Origin of the sequence: Aeromonas sp. FDAARGOS 1409 (assembly GCF_019048705.1) — a bacterium.
In the GTDB taxonomy this organism is placed as follows: domain Bacteria; phylum Pseudomonadota; class Gammaproteobacteria; order Enterobacterales; family Aeromonadaceae; genus Aeromonas; species Aeromonas sanarellii.
On record NZ_CP077395.1, the window covers coordinates 2,379,989 to 2,402,882 of the forward strand.

18 protein-coding genes and 1 pseudogene are annotated in these 22,894 nt (G+C 64.2%); 5 read left to right on the plus strand and 14 right to left on the minus strand.

All coding sequences use genetic code 11. The annotated features are described in order from the left end of the window. Positions 1-21 precede the first annotated feature (21 nt). Positions 22-315 (minus strand): YeaC family protein, encoded by a 294-nt coding sequence (locus I6L39_RS11325; protein ID WP_042079182.1) that lies wholly within the window; start codon positions 313-315, stop codon positions 22-24. A gap of 39 nt (positions 316-354) precedes the next feature. After that, complete coding sequence (locus I6L39_RS11330; RefSeq protein WP_216989703.1) at positions 355-1,788, minus strand: glyceraldehyde-3-phosphate dehydrogenase; 1,434 nt, start codon at positions 1,786-1,788, stop codon at positions 355-357. Between the two features lie 210 nt (positions 1,789-1,998). Between I6L39_RS11330 and I6L39_RS11335 the strand changes: the two genes are divergently transcribed. Then, the gene (locus I6L39_RS11335) at positions 1,999-2,802 is read left to right on the plus strand and encodes a DUF2989 domain-containing protein (RefSeq protein ID WP_209793269.1); all 804 of its coding nucleotides are present in this window, start codon (positions 1,999-2,001) and stop codon (positions 2,800-2,802) included. Then, positions 2,799-3,356 (plus strand): NUDIX domain-containing protein, encoded by a 558-nt coding sequence (locus tag I6L39_RS11340; RefSeq protein ID WP_216989704.1) that lies wholly within the window; start codon positions 2,799-2,801, stop codon positions 3,354-3,356. Before I6L39_RS11335 ends, I6L39_RS11340 begins: the two co-directional genes overlap by 4 nt. Positions 3,357-3,418: 62 nt before the next feature. On the opposite strand, the gene sppA is transcribed toward I6L39_RS11340, so the two are convergent. Further along, entirely contained in the window at positions 3,419-5,263 is a 1,845-nt protein-coding gene (sppA, locus tag I6L39_RS11345; RefSeq protein WP_216989705.1) for a signal peptide peptidase SppA, read from the minus strand. A 306-nt stretch (positions 5,264-5,569) separates the two neighbouring features. Here sppA and I6L39_RS11350 point away from each other — a divergent pair, with 306 nt between their 5' ends. Together I6L39_RS11350 and I6L39_RS11355 are read left to right on the plus strand one after the other, a co-directional pair. Further along, positions 5,570-7,597 carry an NADPH-dependent 2,4-dienoyl-CoA reductase gene (locus I6L39_RS11350; RefSeq protein WP_216989706.1) on the plus strand — a complete coding sequence of 676 codons (2,028 nt, stop codon included), beginning with the start codon at positions 5,570-5,572 and terminating at the stop codon, positions 7,595-7,597. A gap of 131 nt (positions 7,598-7,728) precedes the next feature. Next, positions 7,729-8,277 carry an NAD(P)H nitroreductase gene (locus I6L39_RS11355; RefSeq protein WP_216989707.1) on the plus strand — a complete coding sequence of 183 codons (549 nt, stop codon included), beginning with the start codon at positions 7,729-7,731 and terminating at the stop codon, positions 8,275-8,277. Positions 8,278-8,745: 468 nt separating this feature from the next. Here the strand turns inward: I6L39_RS11355 and I6L39_RS11360 are convergent, their stop codons facing one another. The 3 genes from I6L39_RS11360 to I6L39_RS11370 form a co-directional block, all read right to left on the minus strand. Further along, positions 8,746-9,309 carry a sugar O-acetyltransferase gene (locus I6L39_RS11360; protein ID WP_216989708.1) on the minus strand — a complete coding sequence of 188 codons (564 nt, stop codon included), beginning with the start codon at positions 9,307-9,309 and terminating at the stop codon, positions 8,746-8,748. Positions 9,310-9,472: 163 nt separating this feature from the next. Further along, positions 9,473-10,351 (minus strand): 50S ribosomal protein L11 methyltransferase, encoded by an 879-nt coding sequence (prmA, locus tag I6L39_RS11365; RefSeq protein WP_042078177.1) that lies wholly within the window; start codon positions 10,349-10,351, stop codon positions 9,473-9,475. A 528-nt stretch (positions 10,352-10,879) separates the two neighbouring features. Beyond that, the gene (locus tag I6L39_RS11370; protein ID WP_216989709.1) at positions 10,880-11,896 is read right to left on the minus strand and encodes a zinc-binding alcohol dehydrogenase family protein; all 1,017 of its coding nucleotides are present in this window, start codon (positions 11,894-11,896) and stop codon (positions 10,880-10,882) included. 101 nt (positions 11,897-11,997) lie between these two features. Here I6L39_RS11370 and I6L39_RS11375 point away from each other — a divergent pair, with 101 nt between their 5' ends. Then, positions 11,998-12,873 carry a LysR family transcriptional regulator gene (locus I6L39_RS11375; RefSeq protein ID WP_216989710.1) on the plus strand — a complete coding sequence of 292 codons (876 nt, stop codon included), beginning with the start codon at positions 11,998-12,000 and terminating at the stop codon, positions 12,871-12,873. Here the strand turns inward: I6L39_RS11375 and I6L39_RS11380 are convergent, their stop codons facing one another. The 8 genes and pseudogenes from I6L39_RS11380 to I6L39_RS11415 form a co-directional block, all read right to left on the minus strand. Beyond that, positions 12,874-14,298, minus strand: coding sequence for a PTS transporter subunit EIIC (locus I6L39_RS11380; protein ID WP_042078173.1), 1,425 nt, complete (start codon positions 14,296-14,298; stop codon positions 12,874-12,876). Between the two features lie 87 nt (positions 14,299-14,385). Further along, positions 14,386-15,843 (minus strand): sodium/pantothenate symporter, encoded by a 1,458-nt coding sequence (panF, locus tag I6L39_RS11385; protein ID WP_042078172.1) that lies wholly within the window; start codon positions 15,841-15,843, stop codon positions 14,386-14,388. A gap of 73 nt (positions 15,844-15,916) precedes the next feature. Continuing rightward, positions 15,917-16,183: pseudogene (locus I6L39_RS11390) on the minus strand (DUF997 family protein); the annotation flags it as partial. A gap of 103 nt (positions 16,184-16,286) precedes the next feature. Then, positions 16,287-17,627, minus strand: a complete 1,341-nt coding sequence (accC, locus tag I6L39_RS11395; RefSeq protein ID WP_042078171.1) for an acetyl-CoA carboxylase biotin carboxylase subunit — start codon at positions 17,625-17,627, stop codon at positions 16,287-16,289. Between the two features lie 15 nt (positions 17,628-17,642). Beyond that, on the minus strand, positions 17,643-18,113 hold the full coding sequence (accB, locus tag I6L39_RS11400; protein ID WP_216989711.1) for an acetyl-CoA carboxylase biotin carboxyl carrier protein: 471 nt from the start codon (positions 18,111-18,113) through the stop codon (positions 17,643-17,645). 36 nt (positions 18,114-18,149) lie between these two features. Beyond that, positions 18,150-18,599: a type II 3-dehydroquinate dehydratase gene (gene aroQ, locus I6L39_RS11405; RefSeq protein ID WP_216989712.1), complete on the minus strand. Its 450-nt coding sequence runs from the start codon at positions 18,597-18,599 to the stop codon at positions 18,150-18,152. 284 nt (positions 18,600-18,883) lie between these two features. Further along, a complete protein-coding gene (gene acs / locus I6L39_RS11410) occupies positions 18,884-20,830 on the minus strand; it encodes an acetate--CoA ligase (RefSeq protein WP_216989713.1) in 1,947 nt (648 codons plus the stop codon). Positions 20,831-21,003: 173 nt separating this feature from the next. Further along, positions 21,004-22,794, minus strand: coding sequence for a GGDEF and EAL domain-containing protein (locus I6L39_RS11415; protein ID WP_216989714.1), 1,791 nt, complete (start codon positions 22,792-22,794; stop codon positions 21,004-21,006). Between the last annotated feature and the right edge of the window lie 100 nt (positions 22,795-22,894).

Sequence of the window (22,894 nt, forward strand, 5' to 3'; positions counted from 1 at the left end):
GTTGTTGCGGGCAGGTCAGGCTCAGTGACTGATCTCGATACGGACTATCTCTTCCTCGTCGCGATACTGGCGCTTGAGCTCGCTCTTGCTCTTCATCACTATCTCGCCGTCACGGCCTATGTTCATGTGCTCGGGGTTCTCAAGGTGCATCGCCTGCCAGGCCATCACGGCCTGCAGGGAGGTGGCCTTCTGCTCCTCGGTGAGGGGCTTGCCGTCCGGCCATTTGCCGAGCTCGACCGCGGTCTTGAGCCGCTCGTACACCTCTTCGGGCATCTGCCTGATTGCTTGCAAAAACTCACCCTGTTGAAACGACATCCGGCCTCTCCTTGAACTATTGAGCCATAAACTGCGGGATCAGACCGGCAGATCCTGGCGGACTACGCCGGCCATCTGCTCCATCACCCGCACTACCTGACAACTGTACCCGAACTCGTTGTCATACCACACGTAGAGCACGCAGTGATCCCCCTCGGCGATGGTGGCCTGGGAGTCGACGATGCCCGCGAAGCGGGATCCCACCATGTCGGAGGAGACCAGCTCTGTACTGGCGCTGAAGTCGATCTGGCGATGCAGGGCCGAGCTCAGGGCCATCTGCTGCAGATAGGCGTTGAGGCTGTCTCGATCGGTCGCCTGCTCCAGGGACAGATTGATGATGGCCAGGGACACGTTGGGGGTCGGCACCCGGATGGCGTTGCCGGTCAGCTTGCCCTTGAGCTCCGGCAGTGCCTTGGCCACCGCCTTGGCGGCGCCGGTGCTGGTCATCACCATGTTGAGGGCCGCGCTGCGACCGCGGCGCTCGCCCTTGTGATAGTTGTCGATGAGGTTCTGATCGTTGGTGTAGGAGTGGACCGTCTCCACGTGGCCGTGGCGGATGCCGTACCTGTCCTGCATCACCTTGAGCACAGGGGTGATGGCGTTGGTGGTGCAGGAGGCGGCGGAGATGATCTTGTCATCCGGGCCTATCACCTCGTGGTTGACCCCGAACACCACGTTCTTCATCTCCCCCTTGCCGGGGGCGGTCAGCAGCACCCGGGCGGCGCCACGGGCCTTGAGGTGCTCGGACAGGCCCGCATCGTCACGCCAGACGCCGGTGTTGTCGACGATCAGCGCGTTATCGATGCCGTAGGCGGTGTAGTCGATGTCGGCCGGGCTGTTTGCATAGATCACCTGGATGAAGGTGCCGTTGGCGATGATGGCGCGGCGCTCCACATCCACCTCGATGGAGCCGTTGAAGGGGCCGTGCACCGAGTCGCGGCGCAGCAGGCTGGCGCGCTTCTCCAGATCCCCGTCCCGGCCGCCGCGCACGACGATGGCGCGCAGGCGCAGGGAGTTGGCGGCGCCGGTGCGCTCGATCAGCAGCCGGGCCAGCAGGCGGCCGATGCGGCCGAAACCGTAGAGCACCACGTCGGTCGGAGCGGGCACGCCCGCCCGGTTCAGGGCCGGTGCCAGCTTGGCGCGCAGATAGTCCTCGATGCCCGCCTCGTCCTCATGATCCTGCCAGTAACCCACCGCCAGCTTGCCGAGATCGACTTCGGCGGCGGTCGGGTTCAGCGCGACCATGGCCTGCAGCAGGGGGAAGCTGTGCTGGATGGGGAGGGGAGCGCCCTGGTGGCGGCGAACGACCCGGTGGGCCTTGAGGATGTCGATGGTGGAGGCGTTTTGCAGGGGGCGGCCAAAGATGGTGATCTCTACCCCTTGCTGGCGGTAGAGGCGGCCTATCAAGGGTTGCATGGCTTCGGCGAGCTCCTGGCTCTCCTGCCACGCCTGCAAGTAGTGCTCGTGGGTCATTAACCAGATCCTTTATTTCACGTTGTTGAAGCAAGTTGCCTGGGCAAATTGAAATTCGTCGAATGCAGATCAGTGTAGGGCTGATGGTTTCGTTATATTATTCTGCAGTCGCGGCCTTATACGGCGCGCGCATTGTAATGGATATGTAGCCTGTTTGCTAGTTGGCGGTGGCCAGGGCGGGTTGCGATTGTTACCGACCAGACGTGAACCATGACCCTATTCCCACAGCGTCCGTTACTGCTCTCCCTCGCCTGCTGCCTGACGTTGACGGCCTGCGACGACGACAGGATCCACAACATCTGTTCCCAATCCCCGGCCCTGTGTGAGGATCTGGTGGACGACGGCTGGTGTCGCCACGAGCGCAGCGACGTCATCCGCGCCCGCTACCGCCTGCAGGAAGAGGGGACGGACAGGCGCCAGTACGAGTTGATGCGCGGACTGGAGCGCTACCTGCAGTGCGCCGAGCACTCCACCAACATCGAGTACAAGCGGGCCCGCGAGCAGAAGAGCCCCCGGGTGGAGGGCATGCTGGCCGCCGGCACCCAGCTGGAGCAGCTGGATGCGCAGACCCGCAATTCCCGGGATCCCTATCTGCTGCTCTGGCACTGGACCAACAACACCAATCCCCAGGCCCGGGCCGACTTCCTGGCGCTGGAAGGCACCCCCGCCCTCGAGGAGCCCGAACTGCAACTGGCCCTGGGAGGCATCTATGCCAAGAGCGAGCCACAGAAGGCCATCACGCTCATGCACCATGCGCTCTCCCTCTACGGGGAGGGGGACAGGGTCAACAGCCGGATCCTCACCGCCCTCAGCACCCTCTACATGGGGCAGAAGGCGTTTGACCAGGCCTACCTGTGGGGCAAGGTGAGCGAGTCCTTCCAGGAGAGCCCCGAGGTCTCCTCCACCCGGCTCGGCCTCTATCACGCCATCGGCAAGGCGCGGCAGGAGCAGCTGGACGAACAGGCCGCCGCCATCGTCGGCGCGCTCGAGCAGGGGAGCTACCAGGCCCCATGATCCGGCCCCTGTCAGAAGCCCGGGAGTGGGCCCACCCCTTCGACATTCGCCTCGTGCACGGCCGGATCCAGTGCGAGGGGCGGGTGCTTGAGCGGAGCACGGTGAGGGCCGTGGTGCTGCGCGGTGATCGGTTGCTGCTGGTGCACTCCAGCGTCAACGGCGATCTCATGTTCCCCGGGGGCGGCGTCGAGGCGGGGGAGTGCCACGGTGCCGCCCTGGCCCGTGAGCTGCGGGAAGAGTGCGGTGCCGAGCTGCTGGAGGTGGGGCCCCTGCTGGGAGAAACCCGGGAGTACCGCGCCGCCCGCGAGCCGGACTACGACGCCTACTGCATCCGATCGTCCTATTACCTCTGCCGGGTGGGGGAGGGGTGGAGCGAGCCCTGTCCCCAGCCTTACGAGATCCGCCTCGGCTTCGCCCCGGGCTGGTTCGCCCTGGCCGAGGCCCTGCAGACCAACAAGACCCAGCTGGCCGGCCCCTGTCCCCAGTGGACGGTGCGGGAGACCCGGGTGCTGGCCGAGCTGCACCGCTGGCATGAGTCCGGCCTGCTGGCCTGAGGCCTTCTTCTCTTCGCCCATAAAAAAACCGCCCGAGGGCGGTTTTTTTATGGGGAGTCATGTCACTGGACACAGACCGGGCAGAAGGCATAGGTGCCCTGCGGATCGTTGAAGCGGGTCAGGGGATCCAGGCCGCGGTTCATCTCCAGCAGCGCCTTGCCAAAGCCTGCGGGCAGCCAGCTCTGCAGGTGCGGGGCCAGGATGCGGGCGCTGCTGTCGAACAGCTCGCGCAGGAACTTGTCCCGGGCGGACTCTTCCGGTGCTATGGGGGTGACCTGCCAGCGCTTGAGATTGGCGAGCTCGGCGGCGGCCTTGAGGGCGTCGTCCAGATTGCCGAACTCGTCCACCAGCCCCAGATCCTTGGCGTCCCGACCTGTCCAGACCCGGCCTTCGGCGGCTTTCTCCGCCTCCTCCGGGCTCAGGCCGCGGCCCTTGCCCACCAGGCCGACGAAGCGCTGGTAGGTGTCTTCCACGCTGAGCTGGATGGCCTCGCCCACGTGCTCAGGCAGGGCCCGGGTCAACCCGATCCCCACGAAGTCCGTGGTGCCCACACCGTCGGTGTGCACCCCGTACTGGGAGAGCGCCTTGTCGATGGTGGCGAACATGCCGAACACCCCGATGGAGCCGGTGAGGGTGGTGGGGGAGGCGAAGATCTTGTCCGCATCGGCGGAGATCCAGTAGCCACCGGAGGCGGCGTAGCTGCCCATGGAGATGACCACCGGCTTGCCCGCCTGTTTCAGGGCCAGCAGCTCGGCGCGGATCTGTTCTGCGGCGAAGGCGCTGCCCCCCGGGCTGTCGACCCGCAGCACCACGGCCTTCACCTGGTCGTCGCGGCGGGCCTCGGCCAGCAGATCGGCCAGGCTGTCGCCCCCTATGGTGCCGGCGGGTTGCACGCCGTCCATGATGGCGCCGCTGGCGGTGATGAGGCCCACCTCATCCTTGCCGCTCTGGGGATACTGCTCCGGAATGGCGGTCAGATACTCCTTGAGGCCCACCCCCTTCCAGCCGTGATCATCGCTCTCGCCCACCTCCTTGATCACCGCCTGGGTCATCTCGTCGCGGGTGGCGAGCTGATCCACCAGGCCGTTGTCGAGGGCGTAGCTGGCGGCGTTGCCACCGGCCTTGCGCAGCAGCTCGAGGAAGTGATCCTTGTTGGGTGCGACCGCATCGGGCTCGATCTCCCGCTGCTCGGCCACGTCCGCCACATAGGATTGCCACAGCTGATCCAGCCAGCGCTGGTTCGCCTCCTTGCTCTCGGGGGACATCTCGTCCCGGGTATAGGGTTCGACGAAGGACTTGTAGGTGCCGACCTTGAACACGTGGGGGGTGACGTTGAGCTTCTCCAGCGCCGACTTGAAATAGGTCTGGTAGACGCCGAGGCCCTCGATCAGCACGGCACCGCTCTGGTTGAGCAGCACGTGATCGGCGTGGGCGGCGAGCAGGTAGGCTCCCTGGCTGTAGTAGTCGGCCATGGCGATGACCGGCTTGCCGCTCTCCTTGAAGGCGTCGATGGCGGCTGCCACCTCCTGCAGCTTGGAGAGGCTGGCTCCCTGCAGTCCCTGGGGCTTGAGCACCAGCGCCTTGATGCGATCGTCATCCCCGGCGCTCTTGATGGCCCACAGCAGATCGGAGAGCACTATCTCGCTCGGCTGCTCGTCGCTGCTGTCCATCTGCCGCAGCAGTTGCACGGTCGGATCGGTTTGAGTGCGCTGCTCCACCAGCACGCCGGAGAGGTTGAGGGTGAGGGCACCCTCGATGGGCGTGTCCGGGGTCTCGCTCTGGCCGACGCTGAAGGCGATGACCAGCACGACGAGCAGAAACAGCAGGTTGACCAGCATCAACCGGGTAAAGTTGAGCAGACGCCAGAGGCTGCGAAATAGCCACCCCAGACCTTTGAAAATAGACATGGCTGCGTTGTCGCCCTGTTAATGGGTAGAGAAGGGCATTATTAACCAGTTGCACCGCCAATTGCCATTTCCCCTTGGCGACGATCGCCTGCCCCGCCTTCGGAACACGGCTGTTCGCTGAAAAAATGTCCAAACAATTGTTTGAAAAAGAATTTTTGATTCTTTACTCTAGCCCCAGTTTGATAACAAAAAATTAACTGGAGGTCCCGTGAGCCACACGCCCATCCTGCCGACGTCGCCCTGGCCTTGGGTGATGGCCGAATCAGGGCGGGGTGCCTCCAGCCCGGCCCCGACAAGGAGTTCATGATGAGCCGTTATCCCACGCTGCTGACCCCCCTCGACCTCGGCTTTACCCGGCTGCGCAACCGCGTATTGATGGGCTCCATGCACACCGGCCTCGAAGAGGAGAAGGGGGGCTTTGACAAGCTGGCCGCCTTCTATGGCGAGCGGGCTCGTGGCGGGGTCGGTCTCATCGTGACCGGCGGCATCGCCCCCAACCTGCGGGGGCGGTTGGTGCCCCATGGCACCCAGCTGAGCTTCCCCTGGCAGGTGGCCAAGCACAGGAAGGTGACCGAGGCGGTGCACCGGGAAGGGGGCAAGATAGCGCTGCAGATCCTCCATGCCGGCCGCTACGCCTATCATCCGTTCAGCCTGGCGCCGAGCGCCCTCAAGGCCCCCATCTCCCCGTTCAAGCCCCGCGCCATGAGCGAGCGGCAGATCCGCGGCACCATCCGCGACTTCGCCACCACGGCAGCCCTGGCCAGGAGTGCGGGTTACGACGGCGTGGAGGTGATGGGGTCGGAAGGCTATCTCATCAACCAGTTCATCTGCGAGCGCACCAACAAGCGTACCGACGGCTGGGGCGGCAGCTTTGATAACCGCATGCGCTTCCCGGTGGAGATAGTGCGCGCCATCCGCGAGCGGGTCGGCCCGGATTTCATCATCATCTTCCGCCTCTCCATGCTGGATCTGGTGGAGCAGGGCTCGACCCTGGCAGAGGTGATTGCGCTGGGCAAGGCGCTGGAAGCGGTGGGGGTGACCCTGATCAACACCGGCATCGGCTGGCACGAGGCCCGCATCCCCACCATAGCCACCAGCGTGCCGCGCGGCGCCTTCAGCTGGGTGACCGCCGAGTTGAAGAAGCATCTCACCGTGCCCCTCATCACCACCAACCGCATCAACACGCCGGAGGTGGCGGAGCGCATATTGGCGCAGGGGGACGCGGATATGGTCTCCATGGCGCGCCCCTTCCTGGCGGATCCCGAGTTCGTCATCAAGGCGGCCGAAGACAGGGCGGACGAGATCAACACCTGCATCGCCTGCAACCAGGCCTGCCTGGATCACGTGTTCAAGCAGAAGCGCGCCTCCTGTCTGGTCAACCCGCGAGCCTGTTTCGAGACCGAGCTCACCTTCGGCCGGGTGCCCCAGCCCAAGAAGCTGGCGGTGGTGGGGGCGGGTCCGGCGGGGTTGGCATTCGCCTGTTACGCCGCCGAGCGCGGCCATCAGGTGAGCCTGTTCGATCAGGCGAGCGAGATCGGCGGCCAGTTCAACTTCGCCAAGCAGATCCCGGGCAAGGAGGAGTTCCACGAGACCCTGCGCTACTTCGCCAGGCGGCTGGAGAAGTGCGGTGTCGAGCTCTATCTGGGTCAGCGCCAGAGCGCCGAGAGCCTGCTCGGCGGCGGCTTTGACGAGGTGATCCTCGCCACCGGCATCCGCCCGCGCACCCCCAACATCCCGGGGATCGAGCATCCCAAGGTGCTGAGTTACCTGGACGTGCTGCGGGATCACAAGCCGGTGGGCGAGAAGGTGGCGGTGATCGGGGCCGGCGGTATCGGGTTCGACGTGGCGGAATATCTGGTGGAGAAGCGAGCCGAGGGTGAGGCGGTGCAGCAGCGGGATCACTGGCTCAAGGAGTGGGGCATCGACCGGCAGCTCGGCGAGCGCGGCGGTCTGATCAAACCCGAGATCGACGCCCCCGAGCGCCAGATCTGGCTGCTCCAGCGCAAGGAGAGCAAGGTGGGGGACGGCCTTGGCAAGACCACAGGCTGGATCCACCGCACCGTGCTCAAGAACCGCAGGGTGCAGATGCTCTCCGGGGTGCAGTACCTGCGCATCGACGACCAGGGGCTGCACATCCAGGTGGGCGAGGCCAAGCAGTGCCTGCCGGTGGATCAGGTGATCGTCTGTGCCGGGCAGGAGCCCCTCAAGGAGCTGCAGGCCGGTCTGCAGGCGGCGGGCAAGCCGGTGCACATCATCGGCGGGGCGGACGTGGCCGCCGAGCTGGATGCCAAGCGAGCCATCCGCCAGGGGGCCGAGCTGGCCGCCGTCATTTGACCGCTCTCCACCCTGTCACCGGTGGCTGCACAACCCCATGGGATCGCGACAATCCCCTGAGACCCAGGGGTTTTCTTCATCCGGTGCTGTGCTAAGGTAGCGCCATCATCGCCTTTGACAAGGAACTGCCCATGGACGCCCTCCACCTGTTACTGAATCGCCACTCCTGTGGCCGCCTGACCGAGCCTGCCCCGAGCGGCGAGGTGCTCGACAACATCCTGAAGGCGGGGCTGCGGGCACCGGATCACGGCACCCTGACTCCCTGGCAGTTTATCCTGTTCGAGGGAGAGGGACGGGAGCGACTGGGCTCTCTGCTGGCCGAGGCGGCCCGTGCCCGCGGCGAGGACGAGGATGGCATCGAGAAGAGCCGTGCCGCCCCCCTGCGCGCCCCCCTGGTGATCGCGGTGGCGACCCGCTATCAGGTGCACCCCAAGGTGCCGAAACTGGAGCAGGAGCTCTCCGCCGGTTGCGCCCTGATGGCGATGCAGATGGCGGCCCAGGCCCAGGGGTTCAACGGTATCTGGCGCTCGGGCTGGTTCATCTTCGATCAGCAGATCAACGCCGGACTGGGGCTGGCACCCGAGGACCAGCTGGTGGGCTTCCTCTACCTTGGCACCCCCATGCTGGAGGCCCGCAAGCTGCGCGAACTGCCGATGGCGGACTTCGTGCGCCGCTTCTGAGTCAGGATAAATGCAAAAAAGCCCTGATTATCCAGGGCTTTTTTGTTTCTTCGCATCGGCATCAGGCTGTACTGATAATTGGGCGCTTGCCAAGGGAGGAGAAGGGGGCCGGACGAACATTTTTTAAATAGTGAGAGGTTCTTCTCAATCCTGGTTGATTACGCTATGTAAAACGTTTGCGTCCAGCTATTATCCCAGTGCCAGTTTAGAAGGTGACCCCTTCTAATTTTCTGCGATGAGAGTCGCAATTCCGTAGCACCTTTTTACAGCCCAACGTCCCGGTGACATTGGGCTTCATTTTTATCCGCGCTTTTCAGGTGTCGGCTCCATTCGTCTCGTATCCCCGGCAAGCAAGCCCTTTTACAAACCCGCTCGGTCTTGATGACATCGAGCTTTATTTTTATCTGCGCTTTTTGGCGGGCAGCCCTTTTGACAGATGGATCGGTCTTGAGATCAGCGTGATGGGGGCTACTGGGCGGTGTGCTTTATCTTGGCAGTCAGCACCCGGGCCGGGTTGCCCACCACCCGGGCGCCGGCCGGCACGTCTCTGGTCACCACAGATCCGGCGCCGACGATGGCCTCCCGTCCTAGGGTGACGCCGGGCAGCAGGATGGCGCCGCCGCCTATCCAGACCCTGTCCTCTATGGTGACCGGCAGCGCCGTCTCCACCCCCTGGATGCGCTCATCGGCGTCCAGCGCGTGGGCGGCGGTATAGATCTGCACGTTCGGCCCAATCATGACGTTGGCGCCGATGCGTATGGGGGCGTTGTCCAGCAGGGTGGCGCCCATGTTGATGTAGGAGCCCTTGCCCAGGTGGATGTGGCGGCCATAGGTGCAGTAGAGGGGCGGGCAGATGAAGGCGTTCTCTGCCAGCTCGCCAACCAGCTCCGCCAGCAGTGCCCGCTGTTCAGCCTCATCTTCCGCCTGATTGAAGCGGCGATACAGGCGCGCCGTCTCCCGGCGCAAGGCGTCCAGCTCCGGCGCCATGCAGTTGTAGGGTTGGCTGCTGATCATCTTCTGGTATTCGGTCATGACTGGGCCTCTATGATGGGGACGCTCGATGTTAATCCCTCAGCGGCCAGAGAGGCGTGAGCCATCCCCCAGAGTGGGCAAAGGGGAGATACAACAAGAGCACCGTCCGGTGCTCTTGTTTGATAAACATGCCCGCTTGCCGCCCTGATGGCGGGCGCCGCCCTTAGCCGTGCTTGCGGCCGGAGAGGCGGCACCACTCCTCCTTCACCGCGGTTGGATCCATGTCGAACCACTGGCCGTAGATGAGCTCCAGCTCCTGGGCCTGGCTCTCCAGCACGCCGGAGAGCGCCATCAGGCTGCCGGGCTTGCCGTGGCCGGCGATGAGCGGCGCCAGCTCGCGCAGCGGGCCGGCCAGGATGTTGGCGACCACCACGTCTGCTTCGACATCTTGCGGCTGATCCGCCGGCAGATAGAGCTCTATCTGGTCGGCGACGCCATTGCGCTCGGCGTTGTCACGGCTCGCCTGGATGGCTTGCGGGTCGATGTCGATGCCGATGACCCGGGCTGCGCCGAGTTTCAGGGCGGCGATGCCGAGGATGCCGGAGCCGCAACCGAAGTCCACCACCGTCTTGCCCGCGAGATCCAGCCCGTCCAGCCACTGCAGGCAGAGCGCCGTGGTGGGGTGGGTGCCGGTACCGAAGGCCAGGCCCGGGTCCAGCATGACGTTGACCGCATCCGGATTGGGCACGTCGCGCCAGCTCGGGCAGATCCAGAGCCGCTCGCCGAACTGCATGGGGTGGAAGTGATCCATCCATTCGCGCACCCAGTCCTTGTCCTCCAGCTGCTCGACCTTGTAGCCCACGTCTTCACCGAAGATCTGCTGGAAGAAGGCGATGGTGGGGGCCGGGTCGGTTTCGGCGTCGAACAGCCCCATTACCTCGGTCTCGCCCCAGAGCGGGGTCTCGCCGGGCATGGGTTCATAGACGGGCACATCCTTGGCATCCATAAAGGTCACCGCCTGGGCTCCACGCCCCAGCAGCATGTTGCTCACCTTGTCCGCGGTCTTGGCGGTGGCGTTGATTCGAATTTGTATCCAGGGCATGGCGTCGACTCTTCATAAATGTGAAACCGCGGGATTCTATCATCATGGGCCTGTGCTGTCGTGGTTTGCCCGTGATGGCATGGGGAAGGAGGGCACTTCTGCCAAGTTGGCACGATTAGTGTATTCCCTACTGGGTGACGGGAAGCAACTTGTTCCCGCTGAATGCTTTGCTCTATGAAGTTCCGTCATCTTTTTTCAGCCACCTTCGGGTGGCTTTTTTTATGGAAAAACGGGGAATATCGGCGAATTGGCGGTAAAAATAAGGTATTGGCACGCTATCTGCAAAGATGGATATGTCCTGCATAAGGATATGTGTGTGATTGTTACCCCAACGTTCAGGTTTTTTAGGGCCATCCCAACGGGATGGCCCCTTTTTTTATGATTTTTGCCGGGAAAGCCCCGCTATCTGGGGGCAGGGCCTGCCTCGGCTGTGCACTCTTGGGGCTTGTCACTGGTGATTTCACCCCATGATGGTGCATTTTTTACCCATAAGGGAATAGATGCCATCAAGCCCGGTCTTGCACTGCCTCAGCGATCGAAACCGCTCATGTCGATCACCAGCTTGCCCACCATGCGGCCGGCCTCCAGCTCGCGATGGGCCTGCGCCAGGGTGGAGGGGGTCAGCTCGGGCAGCGTCCTGGTGAGGGTGGTCTTGAGCACCCCCTCGTCGACCAGGGCCGCGACCCGGCCGAGCAGGTGGTGCTGCTCGATCATGTCCGGGGTCTGGAACAGGGAGCGGGTGAACATGAACTCCTGGCTGAAGGTGACGCTCTTGGGCTTGAGCCGGGCCAGGTCCCAGGGCTCGCTGGATTCGGCGATGGTGCAGATGTGGCCGAAGGGGCGGATGAGGCTCGCCATGGCGTCCCAGTGCTGTTCGGTGGCATTGGTGCAGAAGATGGCGTCCACCTGGGTGATGCCAAGGGCGGCCAGCTCTGCCTGCAGCTTGTGATGACTCACTACCCGGTGGGCGCCCATGGCCAGGCACCACTCCCGGGTTTCAGGCCGCGAGGCGGTGGCGATCACCTCCATATTGGTGAGCTGGCGGGCCAGCTGGATGGCGATGGAACCGACCCCGCCTGCGCCGCCGATGATGAGCAGGCGCCCCTGGCTCTCAAGATTCAGGCCGATGCGCTCGAACAGGGCCTCCCAGGCGGTGATGGCGGTGAGCGGCAGGGCGGCGGCCTGGGTGTCGCTCAGGGTGCGGGGTGCGAGGGCGGCGATGCGCTCGTCCACCAGTTGCAGGGCGCTGTTGCTGCCCGGGCGGCTGATGTCGCCCGCGTACCAGACCCGGTCGCCCGCCTTGAACAGGGTGACGTCGCTGCCGACGGCGATCACTTCCCCCACGGCATCCCAGCCCAGGACGCGGGGGCTGCTTTCAACCTTGTCCTTGGGAGCGCGCACCTTGGTGTCGACCGGGTTGATGGAGGTGGCGTTGACCCGCACCAGCAGATCCCGCGGGCCCGGGGTGGGCTCCGGCAGCTCGGCCTCGATGAAGCAGTGGGGGTGATCGCTTGGCAGATAGTGCGTGAGGGCGATGGCTTTCATGGCAATTCCTTTCAAATCTGTGGTGAGTGGGATTGTCAGCCAGTCTAGTCTGGTCGATTATTCGTATTAAGATGGGTAATTAATAAAGACTGTTTGAATATATGAACAATAATGCCGAGCTGGAGCTGATGGGACTGTTCGCCACCGTGGTGGAGCAGGGGAGTTTCACCAGGGCGGCCGAGGTGCTCGGCATGCCCAAGTCCTCGGTGAGCCAGAAGATCTCGCGCCTCGAGTCCCGTCTCGGGGTCCGCCTGCTGCAGCGCACCACCCGCAGGCTGAGTCTGACGCCCCAGGGGGAGGTCTATGTGGAGCATTGCCAGGGGCTGCTGACCCTGGCGCGCAGCGCCAACCTGGCCATGGCCAGGCTGCGCTCGGCCCCGGCGGGCCGGGTGCGGATCACCGCGCCCGAGGCCACCGGCACCCTGCTGCTCGGCCGGATCCTGGCCGAGTTTCGCGCCCTCTATCCCGAGGTGGTGCTGGAGCTGACCCTCTGCGATGAACAGCTGGATCTGGTGGGGGAGGGCTACGATCTGGCGCTGCGGGCGGCGCCGCTGAAGGATTCCAGCCTCATCTGCCGGCGCATCGGCCAGGTGGCGCGCCATCTGGTGGCGGCCCCTGGCTACCTGGCGAGCCACGGCACGCCGCAGCAGCTCTCTGAACTGGAGTTGCATGCCTGCCTAGTGCATGGGGCGTTGCCGGTGTGGCCGCTGCAGGAGGGGGGCTGGCGACCCCAGGGGGCCTGTCTTAGCAACAGCCTGCTGGCGCTGCGGGAGCTGGCGCTCCATGAAGGGGGGATAGCCCTGCTGCCGACTCACGTCTGTCGTGACGATCTGGCGGCGGGGCGGCTGTGCAAGGTGCTGCCGGAGCTCCCCATTCCCCCCAATCCCTTCTACCTCATCTACCCGAGCCGGGAGCACCTGGCGCCCGCCCTGCGCAGCCTGATGGACTTCGTCGCCGAGCGTTTGCCCTTCGCCTGATCACTGGTGCTGGCCGAGGGGAGCCTGGGCAGGTTCGAGGCCGAGGGGGACCGACTGGCGCTCGGCCAGCATGCGGATCTGCCCCTCGATCAGGCCGGCATTGGGGCCCAACACCAGCACCAGCTGATGCTCATTCAGCACTATCCATGAGAGGCAGCCCAGCCTGGCCAGGCAGGATTGATCCACCAGCGCCATCTCCCGCACCCGCAGGCTGAGGCGGGTCAGGCAGACGCTCATGGCCTGCAGGTTGTCCATGCCCCCCAGCATCTTGAGGTACTGGATGGCCAGCATCTGGGGGTCCGTGGGGGCCACGGTGGCGAGCTGGGGCAACTCTTCGGCGATGGGCTTGCCCGGCAGGCTTAAGGGCGCATGCTCCAGCAGCCGGGAGAAGAGCAGGGCGTAGATGACGAAGAACAGGATACCGAGGGGGATGAGCCAGAAACTGTGCTCACCGTACTGGTAGCTCAGCACCAGATCCAGCAGCCCGGCGGAGAAGTAACTGCCCACCTGGATGCCGAGGCCGTTGCAGATGGCGAGCGACAGTCCGGTCAGCAGGGCGTGGGCCAGGAACAGCCAGGGGGCGGTGAAGGCGAACAGAAACTCGATGGGCTCGGTGATGCCCACGAGGGCCGAGGTGAGCGCCAGGGTGAGCAGCAGCCCCCCCTGCGGCAGCTGCCGCATCCGCTGGCGATGGAGCCAGATGGCGAAGCAGGCGCCGGGCAGGCCGAACATGATGACGGGGTAGAGCCCGGCCACGTAGCCTTCGTGCAGCGGCTGGGCGGTGGAGAGGGCCTGCAGGTTGCTCTCCCCTAGGCCGATGAGACTGCCCAGCACCTGGTGCAGGCCGAGGGGGATCAGCAGCCGGTTCAGCACGCCGTAGCAGAAGGCGCCGAAGGGGGTGGTGAGCAGGTCCGAGGCGAGCAGGGTGATGCCATCTTCCAGCAGCGGCCAGAGGAGCGAGAGGGGGATCACCAGCAGCAGACAGGCGAGCGCCGAGAGCAGCATGCCCGGCAGGTCCTCCTGCAAGGGGCGAAGCCAGCCCGGCAGGCGCAGGCTGCGGGCCCGGGAGCAGACCAGCGCCGTGACGAGGCCGGACAGCAGGCCGCAGATCATGTCCGCATGCAGCCCGGGCGCCAGGGTGCCGAGGGCCGAGCTCAGCAGCAGGAAGTTGACCGCACCGGCGAGGGCCTGGGCTCCCTGTCCCTGGCGGCTCAGTCCGAAGGCGATGGCCACGGCATAGATGAGCGGCATCTGGCTGAACAGGGCGCGACCGGCGAGGGAGAGCACGGCCAGATCCAGCACGTCAGGCTGACCAAGCCGGTACAGCAGGGCGGCCAGGGGCAGGATGGAGACGGGCAGCAGCAGGGCATAGCCGAGCCGTTGCAGGGACTGGGTCAGGATCTTTCTGGCGTTCGGAACTGGCATGGGGGCACGGTATTTGTGACGTGGCGCACATTTTACCCGTGGGCCCCCATTTGGGAATAGGCGAGGGGTCCTTTATTGATCCTTTTCTTAATTTTGATCAAACAATCGGCGTACCGCCTGATCCGGGGGCGGGGTGAGCAGGCTAACCAGCACGAAGGCGACGAGCCCGAGCCCCAAGCTGGGCACGATGGCGTGCAGGCCGGCCAGCTTGATCCCCCACTGGCTCAGGGCGGTGTAGCAGAGGATGCCGCTCGCCATGCTGGCCAGGGCCCCTGGCCCGTTGGCCCGCGACCAGTAGAGGCCGAGCACCAGCGGCCAGAGGAACACCGCCTGCAGGCCGCCGAAGGCGAGCAGGTTGAGCCAGATGATCATCTCGGGGGGCTGCAACGCCGCCAGCAGCACCAGGGTGCCGAGGATCAGGGTGCAGAGGAGGGAGAGCCTGGGTACCCGCACCTCCAGCCTCTCCTGGCGGGGGTTGAGGTAGTTGAGGTAGAGATCTTTCACCAGGGTCGCAGAGGCCTGGATCAGCTGGGAGTCGATGGTGGACATGATGGCCGCCATGGGCGCCGCCAGGAAGACCCCGGCCAGCCAGGGGGGCAGCACCTCCATCATGAGGGAGGGCATGATCTTGTCCGGGCTGTCCATGCCAGGCAGGATGGCGCGGCCCAGGGCCCCGGCCAGGTGCATGCCGAACATCAGCAGGGCGCAGACTATGGTGCCGATGAGGATGCCGCGGTGCAGCGCCTTGCTGTCGCGATAGCCGAAACAGCGCAGGGCGGAGTGGGGCAGCCCCACAACCCCGATGCAGACCAGTACCCAGAAGCTCAGCATGAAGGGCTGGGTCAGCATGTCGTCGGCCCCTTGCGGGCTCACCAGCTTGGGATCGATCTCCTTGAGCTGGTGGACAAGGTTCGGCAATCCGTCACCGGCGATGAGGATCCCCGCCAGCAGGGCACCGGTGCCGATGAGCATGACGATGCCCTGGAGGGCATCCGTCATCACCACGGCGCGAAAGCCGCCGATCACCGTGTAGAGCAGCACGCAGCTGGCAAACAGGAAGAGCCCCTGCTGGTAGGAGAGGCCGGTGGCCGCCTCCAGCAGACGGGCGCCGCCGATGAACTGCACCACCATGGTCGCGATAAAGGCCAGGATGATGGTGACGGAGCCCAGGATCACCACGGCCCGGCTCTGGTAGCGGGCCCAGAGCATGTCGTTGATGGTCACCGCATTGACCCGGCGGGCGATGATGGCAAACTTCTTGCCAAGCACTCCCAGGGTGAGCCAGACGGTGGGCAGCTGGATCATGGCCAGCAGCACCCAGCCGAGGCCGACCTTGTAGGCCGCCCCAGGCCCGCCGATGAAGGACGAGGCGGAGGTGTAAGTGGCCACCAGCGTCATGGCGAGCACCAGGCCCCCCATGCTGCGGTTGCCGATGAAGTACTCCTGCACGAAGTCGCCGGCGATACGGTGACGACTGGCCCAGAATCCCACTCCCAGTACCAGCACCAGGTAGACCACCAACGGCAGCATTAGCTCAAGATTCATGGCGGTGCTCCTCGTGGGCGGGAGAGGGGGTGTCATGGAGGCGATGCTGGGTCATGGGGTCGCCCCCCTGTCCCGGCTCGGGGTCGGTGAGCGGCGCCTCGGTATCCAGGGGAATGTCGACGAACAGGCGATCCACCATGAGGGCACAGAGGCCGATGAACAGCAGCGGAATCAGGATGCAGCTGAGCAGAAACCAGAGCGGCATCTCCCAGAGCTCGAGATCCTCGGGGATGAAATAAGCCGAGCCATACCAGGCAAGGAAATAGAGCAGGGTGAGCAGCAGGCAGAGGGCTGCTTCCCGGCGGGCGAGTGCGAAACGGTTCACTGTGGCCTCCGACAAGTGAGCGGGGCGCAAGAATAACAAAAAAGGGCCATGTCGCCATGGCCCTTTTCATTTGTCGATCCTGCCGGATCGGACACACATCGTGTTCGATGCCAGTCTGTTACAGACCCAACTTCTTGTGCAGGTAGTGGATATTGGTCCCACCGTGCTGGAAGTTTTCGTCCTTCATGATCTCTTTTTGCAGGGCGATGTTGGTCTTGATCCCTTCCACCACCAGCTCGTCGAGGGAGTGACGCATGCGGGCGATGGCCACGTCGCGGTTTTCACCGTAGCAGATCAGCTTGCCGATCATGGAGTCGTAGTAGGGCGGCACCTTGTAACCCGCATAGATGTGGGATTCCCAGCGCACCCCCAGGCCGCCCGGCGCGTGGAAGCGCTGGATGAGACCGGGAGAGGGCAGGAAGGTGGCCGGATCCTCGGCGTTGATCCGGCACTCGATGGCATGGCCACGGATGCGGATGTCCTGCTGGGTGATCGACAGGGGCTGGCCGGCGGCGATGCGCAGCTGCTCCTTGATGAGGTCGACGCCGGTGACCATCTCGGTGACCGGGTGCTCCACCTGGATACGGGTGTTCATCTCGATGAAGTAGAACTCGCCGTTCTCGTACAGGAACTCGAAGGTGCCCGCACCGCGGTAGCCTATCTCGAGACAGGCGCGCACGCAGCGTTCGCCGATGAACTTGCGCATCTCTTCGGTGATGCCGGGAGCCGGCGCCTCTTCCACCACCTTCTGGTGGCGGCGCTGCATGGAGCAGTCCCGCTCACCCAGGTAGAGGGCGGTTCCCTGGCCGTCTGCCAGCACCTGGATCTCGATGTGGCGCGGGTTCTCCAGGTACTTCTCCATGTAGACCATGTCGTTCTTGAAGAACTGGCCCGCTTCGGATTTGGTCAGCGCGATGGCGGCGGCCAGCTCGGACTCGCTGCGCACCACGCGCATGCCGCGACCACCACCGCCACCGGCGGCCTTGATGATCACCGGATAGCCGATGCGCTTGGCGATGGCGGCGTTGCGCTTGGCATCGTTGTCCACCGGGCCGTCGGAGCCGGGTACGCAGGGCACGCCCGCCTTCTTCATCGCCTCGATGGCGGAGACCTTGTCACCCATCAGGCGAATGGTTTCGGCGCGCGGGCCGATGAAGATGAAGCCGGATTTCTCGACCACTTCGGCAAAGTCGGCGTTCTCGGAGAGGAAGCCGTAGCCCGGGTGGATGGCGACGGCACCGGTCACCTCGGCGGCGGCGATGATGGCCGGCACGTTGAGGTAGGACTCACCGCTGGCAGGTTTGCCGATGCAGATGGTTTCGTCGGCCAGGAGCACATGCTTGAGCTCCCGATCGGCAGTGGAGTGAACGGCCACTGTCTTGATCCCGAGCTCTTTGCAGGCGCGCAGGATCCGCAGGGCAATTTCACCGCGGTTGGCGATGACTACTTTGTCCAACATGGGTGGCATTTTCCCTTATTCGATGATGAACAGCGGCTCGTCAAATTCGACGGCCTGACCATTTTCAACCAGGATCGCTTTGATCACGCCGGCCTTGTCAGACTCGATTTGGTTCATCATTTTCATGGCTTCGACGATGCACAGGGTGTCGCCGACATTGACGTGCTGACCGACTTCCACGAACGGCTTGGCTTCCGGGCTGGAGGAGCGGTAGAAGGAGCCCACCATGGGGGAGCGCATCAGATGACCGCTCGGAGCGGCATCGGCAGCGGGCGCTGCGGCAGCGGCCGGGGCCGGGGCCGCGGCAACCGGAGCGGCGGCCTGTTGCACCGGTGCCGGCTGCATCATCATCTGCGGGGCAACGCTAACCTGGCCGGAGAAATTGCGGCTGATGCGAACGGACTCTTCCCCTTCGGAGATTTCCAGCTCGGCGATGCCGGACTCTTCAACCAGTTCAATCAGCTTCTTGATTTTGCGGATATCCATTAGCATTCTCTTTCTTCTTTATCTGATCAGTGATTATCAAGCCGCGCGCAACTGATGCACGGCCGCGGTTAAAGCGAAATGGTAGCCATCGGCACCCAACCCGCAGATCACCCCCTTGGCGACATCGGACAGATAGGAGTGATGACGGAAGGGCTCCCTGGCATGAACGTTTGACAGGTGAACCTCGATAAAGGGGATGGCCACACCCAGCAGGGCATCGCGAATGGCGACGCTGGTATGGGTGAAGGCGGCGGGATTGATGATGATGAAATCCACCTGGCTCATGGCCTGATGGATGCGGCCGATCAGCTCGTGTTCGGCGTTGGATTGCAGATGTTCCAGGGTGACACCGAGTTCGCTGGCGCGAGCGGCCAGATCGGCGACGATCTCATCGAGCGTCTTGCTGCCGTAGATTCCCGGTTCCCGCTTGCCCAGCAGATTCAGATTGGGGCCGTTGAGCAGGAGGATTCGGTGATGTTGCGACATATTGAGTACATCCTCGATGATTATGCTGCTATCTATCAGCTATCTGTGGACTACCAGAAATCTAGCCAATTTTTGCACAATTCGGTGTGCCCTGGCACACAGATTTCGCAATTATATTGATTTCGTGAAAATTAGCAGCATTTTACTGGTCTAATCTCTACATCTGCCTGTTTATTGAACGATTCGGCGCAAGCCCCCTCTCTGCCGCTGCCTGCTTCTTCGCACGGGCTCCAGACGCAACAAAGCCGGCACTGGGCCGGCTCTGTTGCGGGGAGGAAGGGGACTCAAGCCGCTTCCGACTTCTCGCGGATCAGCTTGTCCACGACCCCCGGATCCGCCAGGGTGGAGATATCCCCCAGGCTGTCGGTCTCGCCGGTGGCGATCTTGCGCAAGATCCGGCGCATGATCTTGCCGGAGCGGGTCTTGGGCAGCCCCTCGGCCCAGTGGATCACGTCCGGGGTGGCGATGGCGCCTATCTCCTTGCGCACCCACTCTTTGACCTCTTTATGCAGCTCGCGGCTCGGCTCTTCCCCGGCGATCAGGGTGACATAGGCATAGATGCCCTGGCCCTTGATCTCGTGGGGCACCCCCACCACGGCCGCCTCGGCTATCTTGGGATGGGCCACCAGAGCCGATTCGATTTCGGCGGTGCCCATGCGGTGGCCGGAGACGTTCAGTACATCATCCACCCGGCCGGTGATCCAGTAGTAGCCATCCTCGTCGCGACGGGCGCCGTCGCCGGTGAAGTAGCGGCCGGGGAAGGTGGAGAAGTAGGTCTGCTCGAAGCGCTCGTGATCGCCGAACACGGTGCGCATCTGGCCGGGCCAGGAGTCGGTGAGCACCAGGTTGCCCTCGGTGGCCCCCTCCAGCGGTTCGCCCAGGTTGTCCACCAGAGCCGGCTGTACCCCGAAGAAGGGGCGGGTGGCGGAGCCGGGCTTCAGCGCGGTGACGCCGGGCAGGGGGCTGATCAGGATGCCGCCGGTCTCGGTCTGCCACCAGGTGTCGACGATGGGGCAGCGCTCGTCCCCTATGGTGCGGTAGTACCACTCCCAGGCTTCCGGGTTGATGGGTTCACCCACCGACCCCATGATGCGCAGGCTGGTACGGGAGGTGCCTTCGACGGCCTCCTTGCCCTTGGCCATCAGGGCGCGGATCGCGGTCGGAGCGGTATAGAGGATGCTGACCTGATGCTTGTCCACCACCTGGCTCATGCGGTTGGTGGCCGGGTAATTCGGCACCCCTTCGAACATGAGCGTGGTGGCGCCGTTGGCGAGCGGCCCGTAGACCAGGTAGGAGTGGCCGGTGACCCAGCCCACGTCGGCGGTACACCAGTAGATGTCCTCCTCGTGGTAGTCGAACACGTACTTGAAGGTGAGGGCGGCATAGACCAGGTAGCCGCCCGTGGTGTGCAGCACCCCCTTGGGCTTGCCGGTGGAGCCGGAGGTGTAGAGCACGAACAGGGGATCTTCGGCCCCCATGGCCTCGGGCGGACAATCCGGGCTGGCGGCGGCGACGGCATCGTGCCACCAGATGTCCCTGTGACCATGCCAGGCGACGTTGCCGCCGGTGCGCTTGAGCACGATCACCTTGCTGACCCGGGTCTCCGGGTGGGTGAGCGCCTCGTCCACGTTCTTCTTGAGGGGGATGGGACGGCCGCCGCGCAGCCCCTCGTCGGCAGTGATGACGATGGTGGCCCCGGAGTCGATGATGCGACCCGAGAGCGCTTCCGGCGAGAAGCCGCCGAAGACGATGCTGTGCACTGCCCCGATGCGGGTACAGGCCAGCATGGCGATGGCCGCCTCCGGCACCATGGGCATGTAGAGACAGACCATGTCGCCGCGTTTGACCCCCTGGGCCTTGAGCACGTTGGCAAACTTGCACACCTCAAGGTGCAGCTCACGGTAGGTGATCTTGCGATCCTCGGCCGGGTTGTCCCCTTCCCAGATGATGGCGACCTTGTCGCCACGCTCGCTCAAGTGGCGATCCAGGCAGTTGGCCGATACGTTGAGCAGGCCGTCCTCGTACCACTTGATGGAGACGTGGCCCGGATCGTAGGAGGTGTTCTTGACGCGGGTGTAGGGGGTCATCCAGTCGAGGATCCTGCCCTGCTCCCCCCAGAAGGCGTCCGGATCCTGCACAGACGCCTGATACATGGCTTCATAACCTTCCTTGTCCAGCAGGGCGCCGTTGCCGATGTGGGCCTTGACCGGGTAGACCTTGCTCTCGCTCATCTCTCACTCCTGTGAATACATTTTCTTAATGATTGAGTAACAACTTATACCTTTGGTGCCGGAGGGCAATTAGACTTTTGGATAGCGACGAGGCGGGCCGATCGACATGGCCCGAGGGGATCACGAAGAAGGGAGCCTGGGGCTCCCTTCTGTCATTGGGCTGTCCGGGATCCTCAATGCCGTGTGGCGAGCATGGAGGCCATGTGGGGCTCCGGCAGGGGGTGGCTGAACAGGTAGCCCTGGCCTTCCTCGCAGCGCAGGGATTGCAGGAACTGGCGTTGAGGCTGGGTTTCGATCCCCTCCGCCGTGACCACCATGTCAAGGGAGCTGGCCAGCTGGACTATGGTGCGACACAGCTCCCGGCTGTGCTTGTCGTCGGGCAGCGCCTGGACGAAGGCCCTGTCTATCTTGATGCGATCGATGGGCAGACTCTTGAGCAGGCTCAGGGAAGAGAAGCCGGTTCCGAAGTCGTCGATGGCGATCTGCACCCCCAGCGCCTTGAGGCGGGTGAAGAGGCGCAGGCTGTGATCCACGCTCTGGATGATGCTCTCTGTCACCTCGATCTCCAGCCGCTCGGCGGGGAAGCCGGTCTCGGCCAGGATGGCGGTGACCCGCTCCACGTAGTCGGGAGAGCGCATCTCCCTGACCGACACGTTGACCGACAGCCTGGGAACGCTGAAGCCCTCGGCCAGCCACTTCTGCCCCTGCTGACAGGCGGTGCGCATCACCCACTCCCCGAGCTGCTCGATGAGGCCGCACTCCTCCGCCACCGGGATGAACTTGGCCGGGGAAATCATGCCCAGGCTGGGATGCTGCCAGCGCACCAGGGCTTCGAGACCGCTGAGGTTGCCATGGGCGAGATCCGCCATGGGTTGGTAGAGCAGGCGAAACTGCTGCTGTTCCATAGCCTTGAGCAGCCCCTGCTCCAGCAGCATCCGTTCCCTGATCTGCGCCGCCATGTCCGGGGAGTGGAACAGATAGCCGTTGCGACCCCGGCGCTTGGCCTCGTGCATGGCATTGTCCGCCGCACTGATGAGACTGTCCGGGGTCTGGCCATGCTCCGGATAGAGGGAGACGCCTATGCTGGCCGAGAGTCTCACCCGCTCCTGCCCGATGTCGGCGGGATCGTGCAGCCTGCGTTGCAGCCGTTCGATCAGCCCCACCAGTTCCTGCGTCTCCCCGATGCCTGGGAGCAGCACCAGAAACTCGTCCGCCCCCAGCCGGATGGCGACATCCCCGGGGCGCAGGCAGTGGCGGATGCGATCCGCTGACAGCTTGAGCAGCTGATCGCCGGCGTTGTGCCCCAGGTTGTCGTTGATGAGCTTGAAGCCGTCGAGATCGATGAAGAGCAGCGCCAGGGCCTGCCGGTTCAGGCGGGCCGTCGCGATCTCTATGGCGAGTCGCTCCTGCAGCAGGTGGCGATTGCCGAGGTCGGTGAGGGGATCGTGATAGGAGAGGTGCTGCAGTCTGGCCTCCATCTGGTAGAGCCGCTGTACATGGTGATGGGTCATCTCCTGGATCCCGAGAGGACCGGGCACTCCGGGGGGGAGGCGGGGCACGGGGACGAGCTCGCGCATGATGAGAAAGAGGCCGTTGAAGATGCCGTCGTCATCCAGCACCGGGCTGCAGCTCAGGCGCCACCGTCTCGGCGGCGCGGAATGGGTGGCCTCCATGTCGTCCAGCTCCACGTCGGCCTGCGCAGCGCCATGGCGCAGTTGCTGAAGCAAAGGGGCCAGCAGGGGGGCCTGGGCCGGACTGATTTCAAACAGCGTCTTGCCGACGTGGTCCGCCTGGGGGAGGCCGCTTCGCTCGGCAAAGCTGGCGTTGACGCCACGGCATCTGAACTCTCGATCGAACACGCCAATGCCAAACGGGGCCTGCTCGAACAACCGTTGCAACTCGTGAAGGGAGAGCGGGCCTGACAGATGCGGTGTCGGAACCGATTCGGGTAGCACTTTTTCCATGGAGGCTCCTGAATTGATTTCTTTGTCATTTGGACGGCTGTGTCAGTATGGCATGAAGTTTCAGGAGAGAAAGAAAGTGTGGGGAGGAGTTAAATCAACG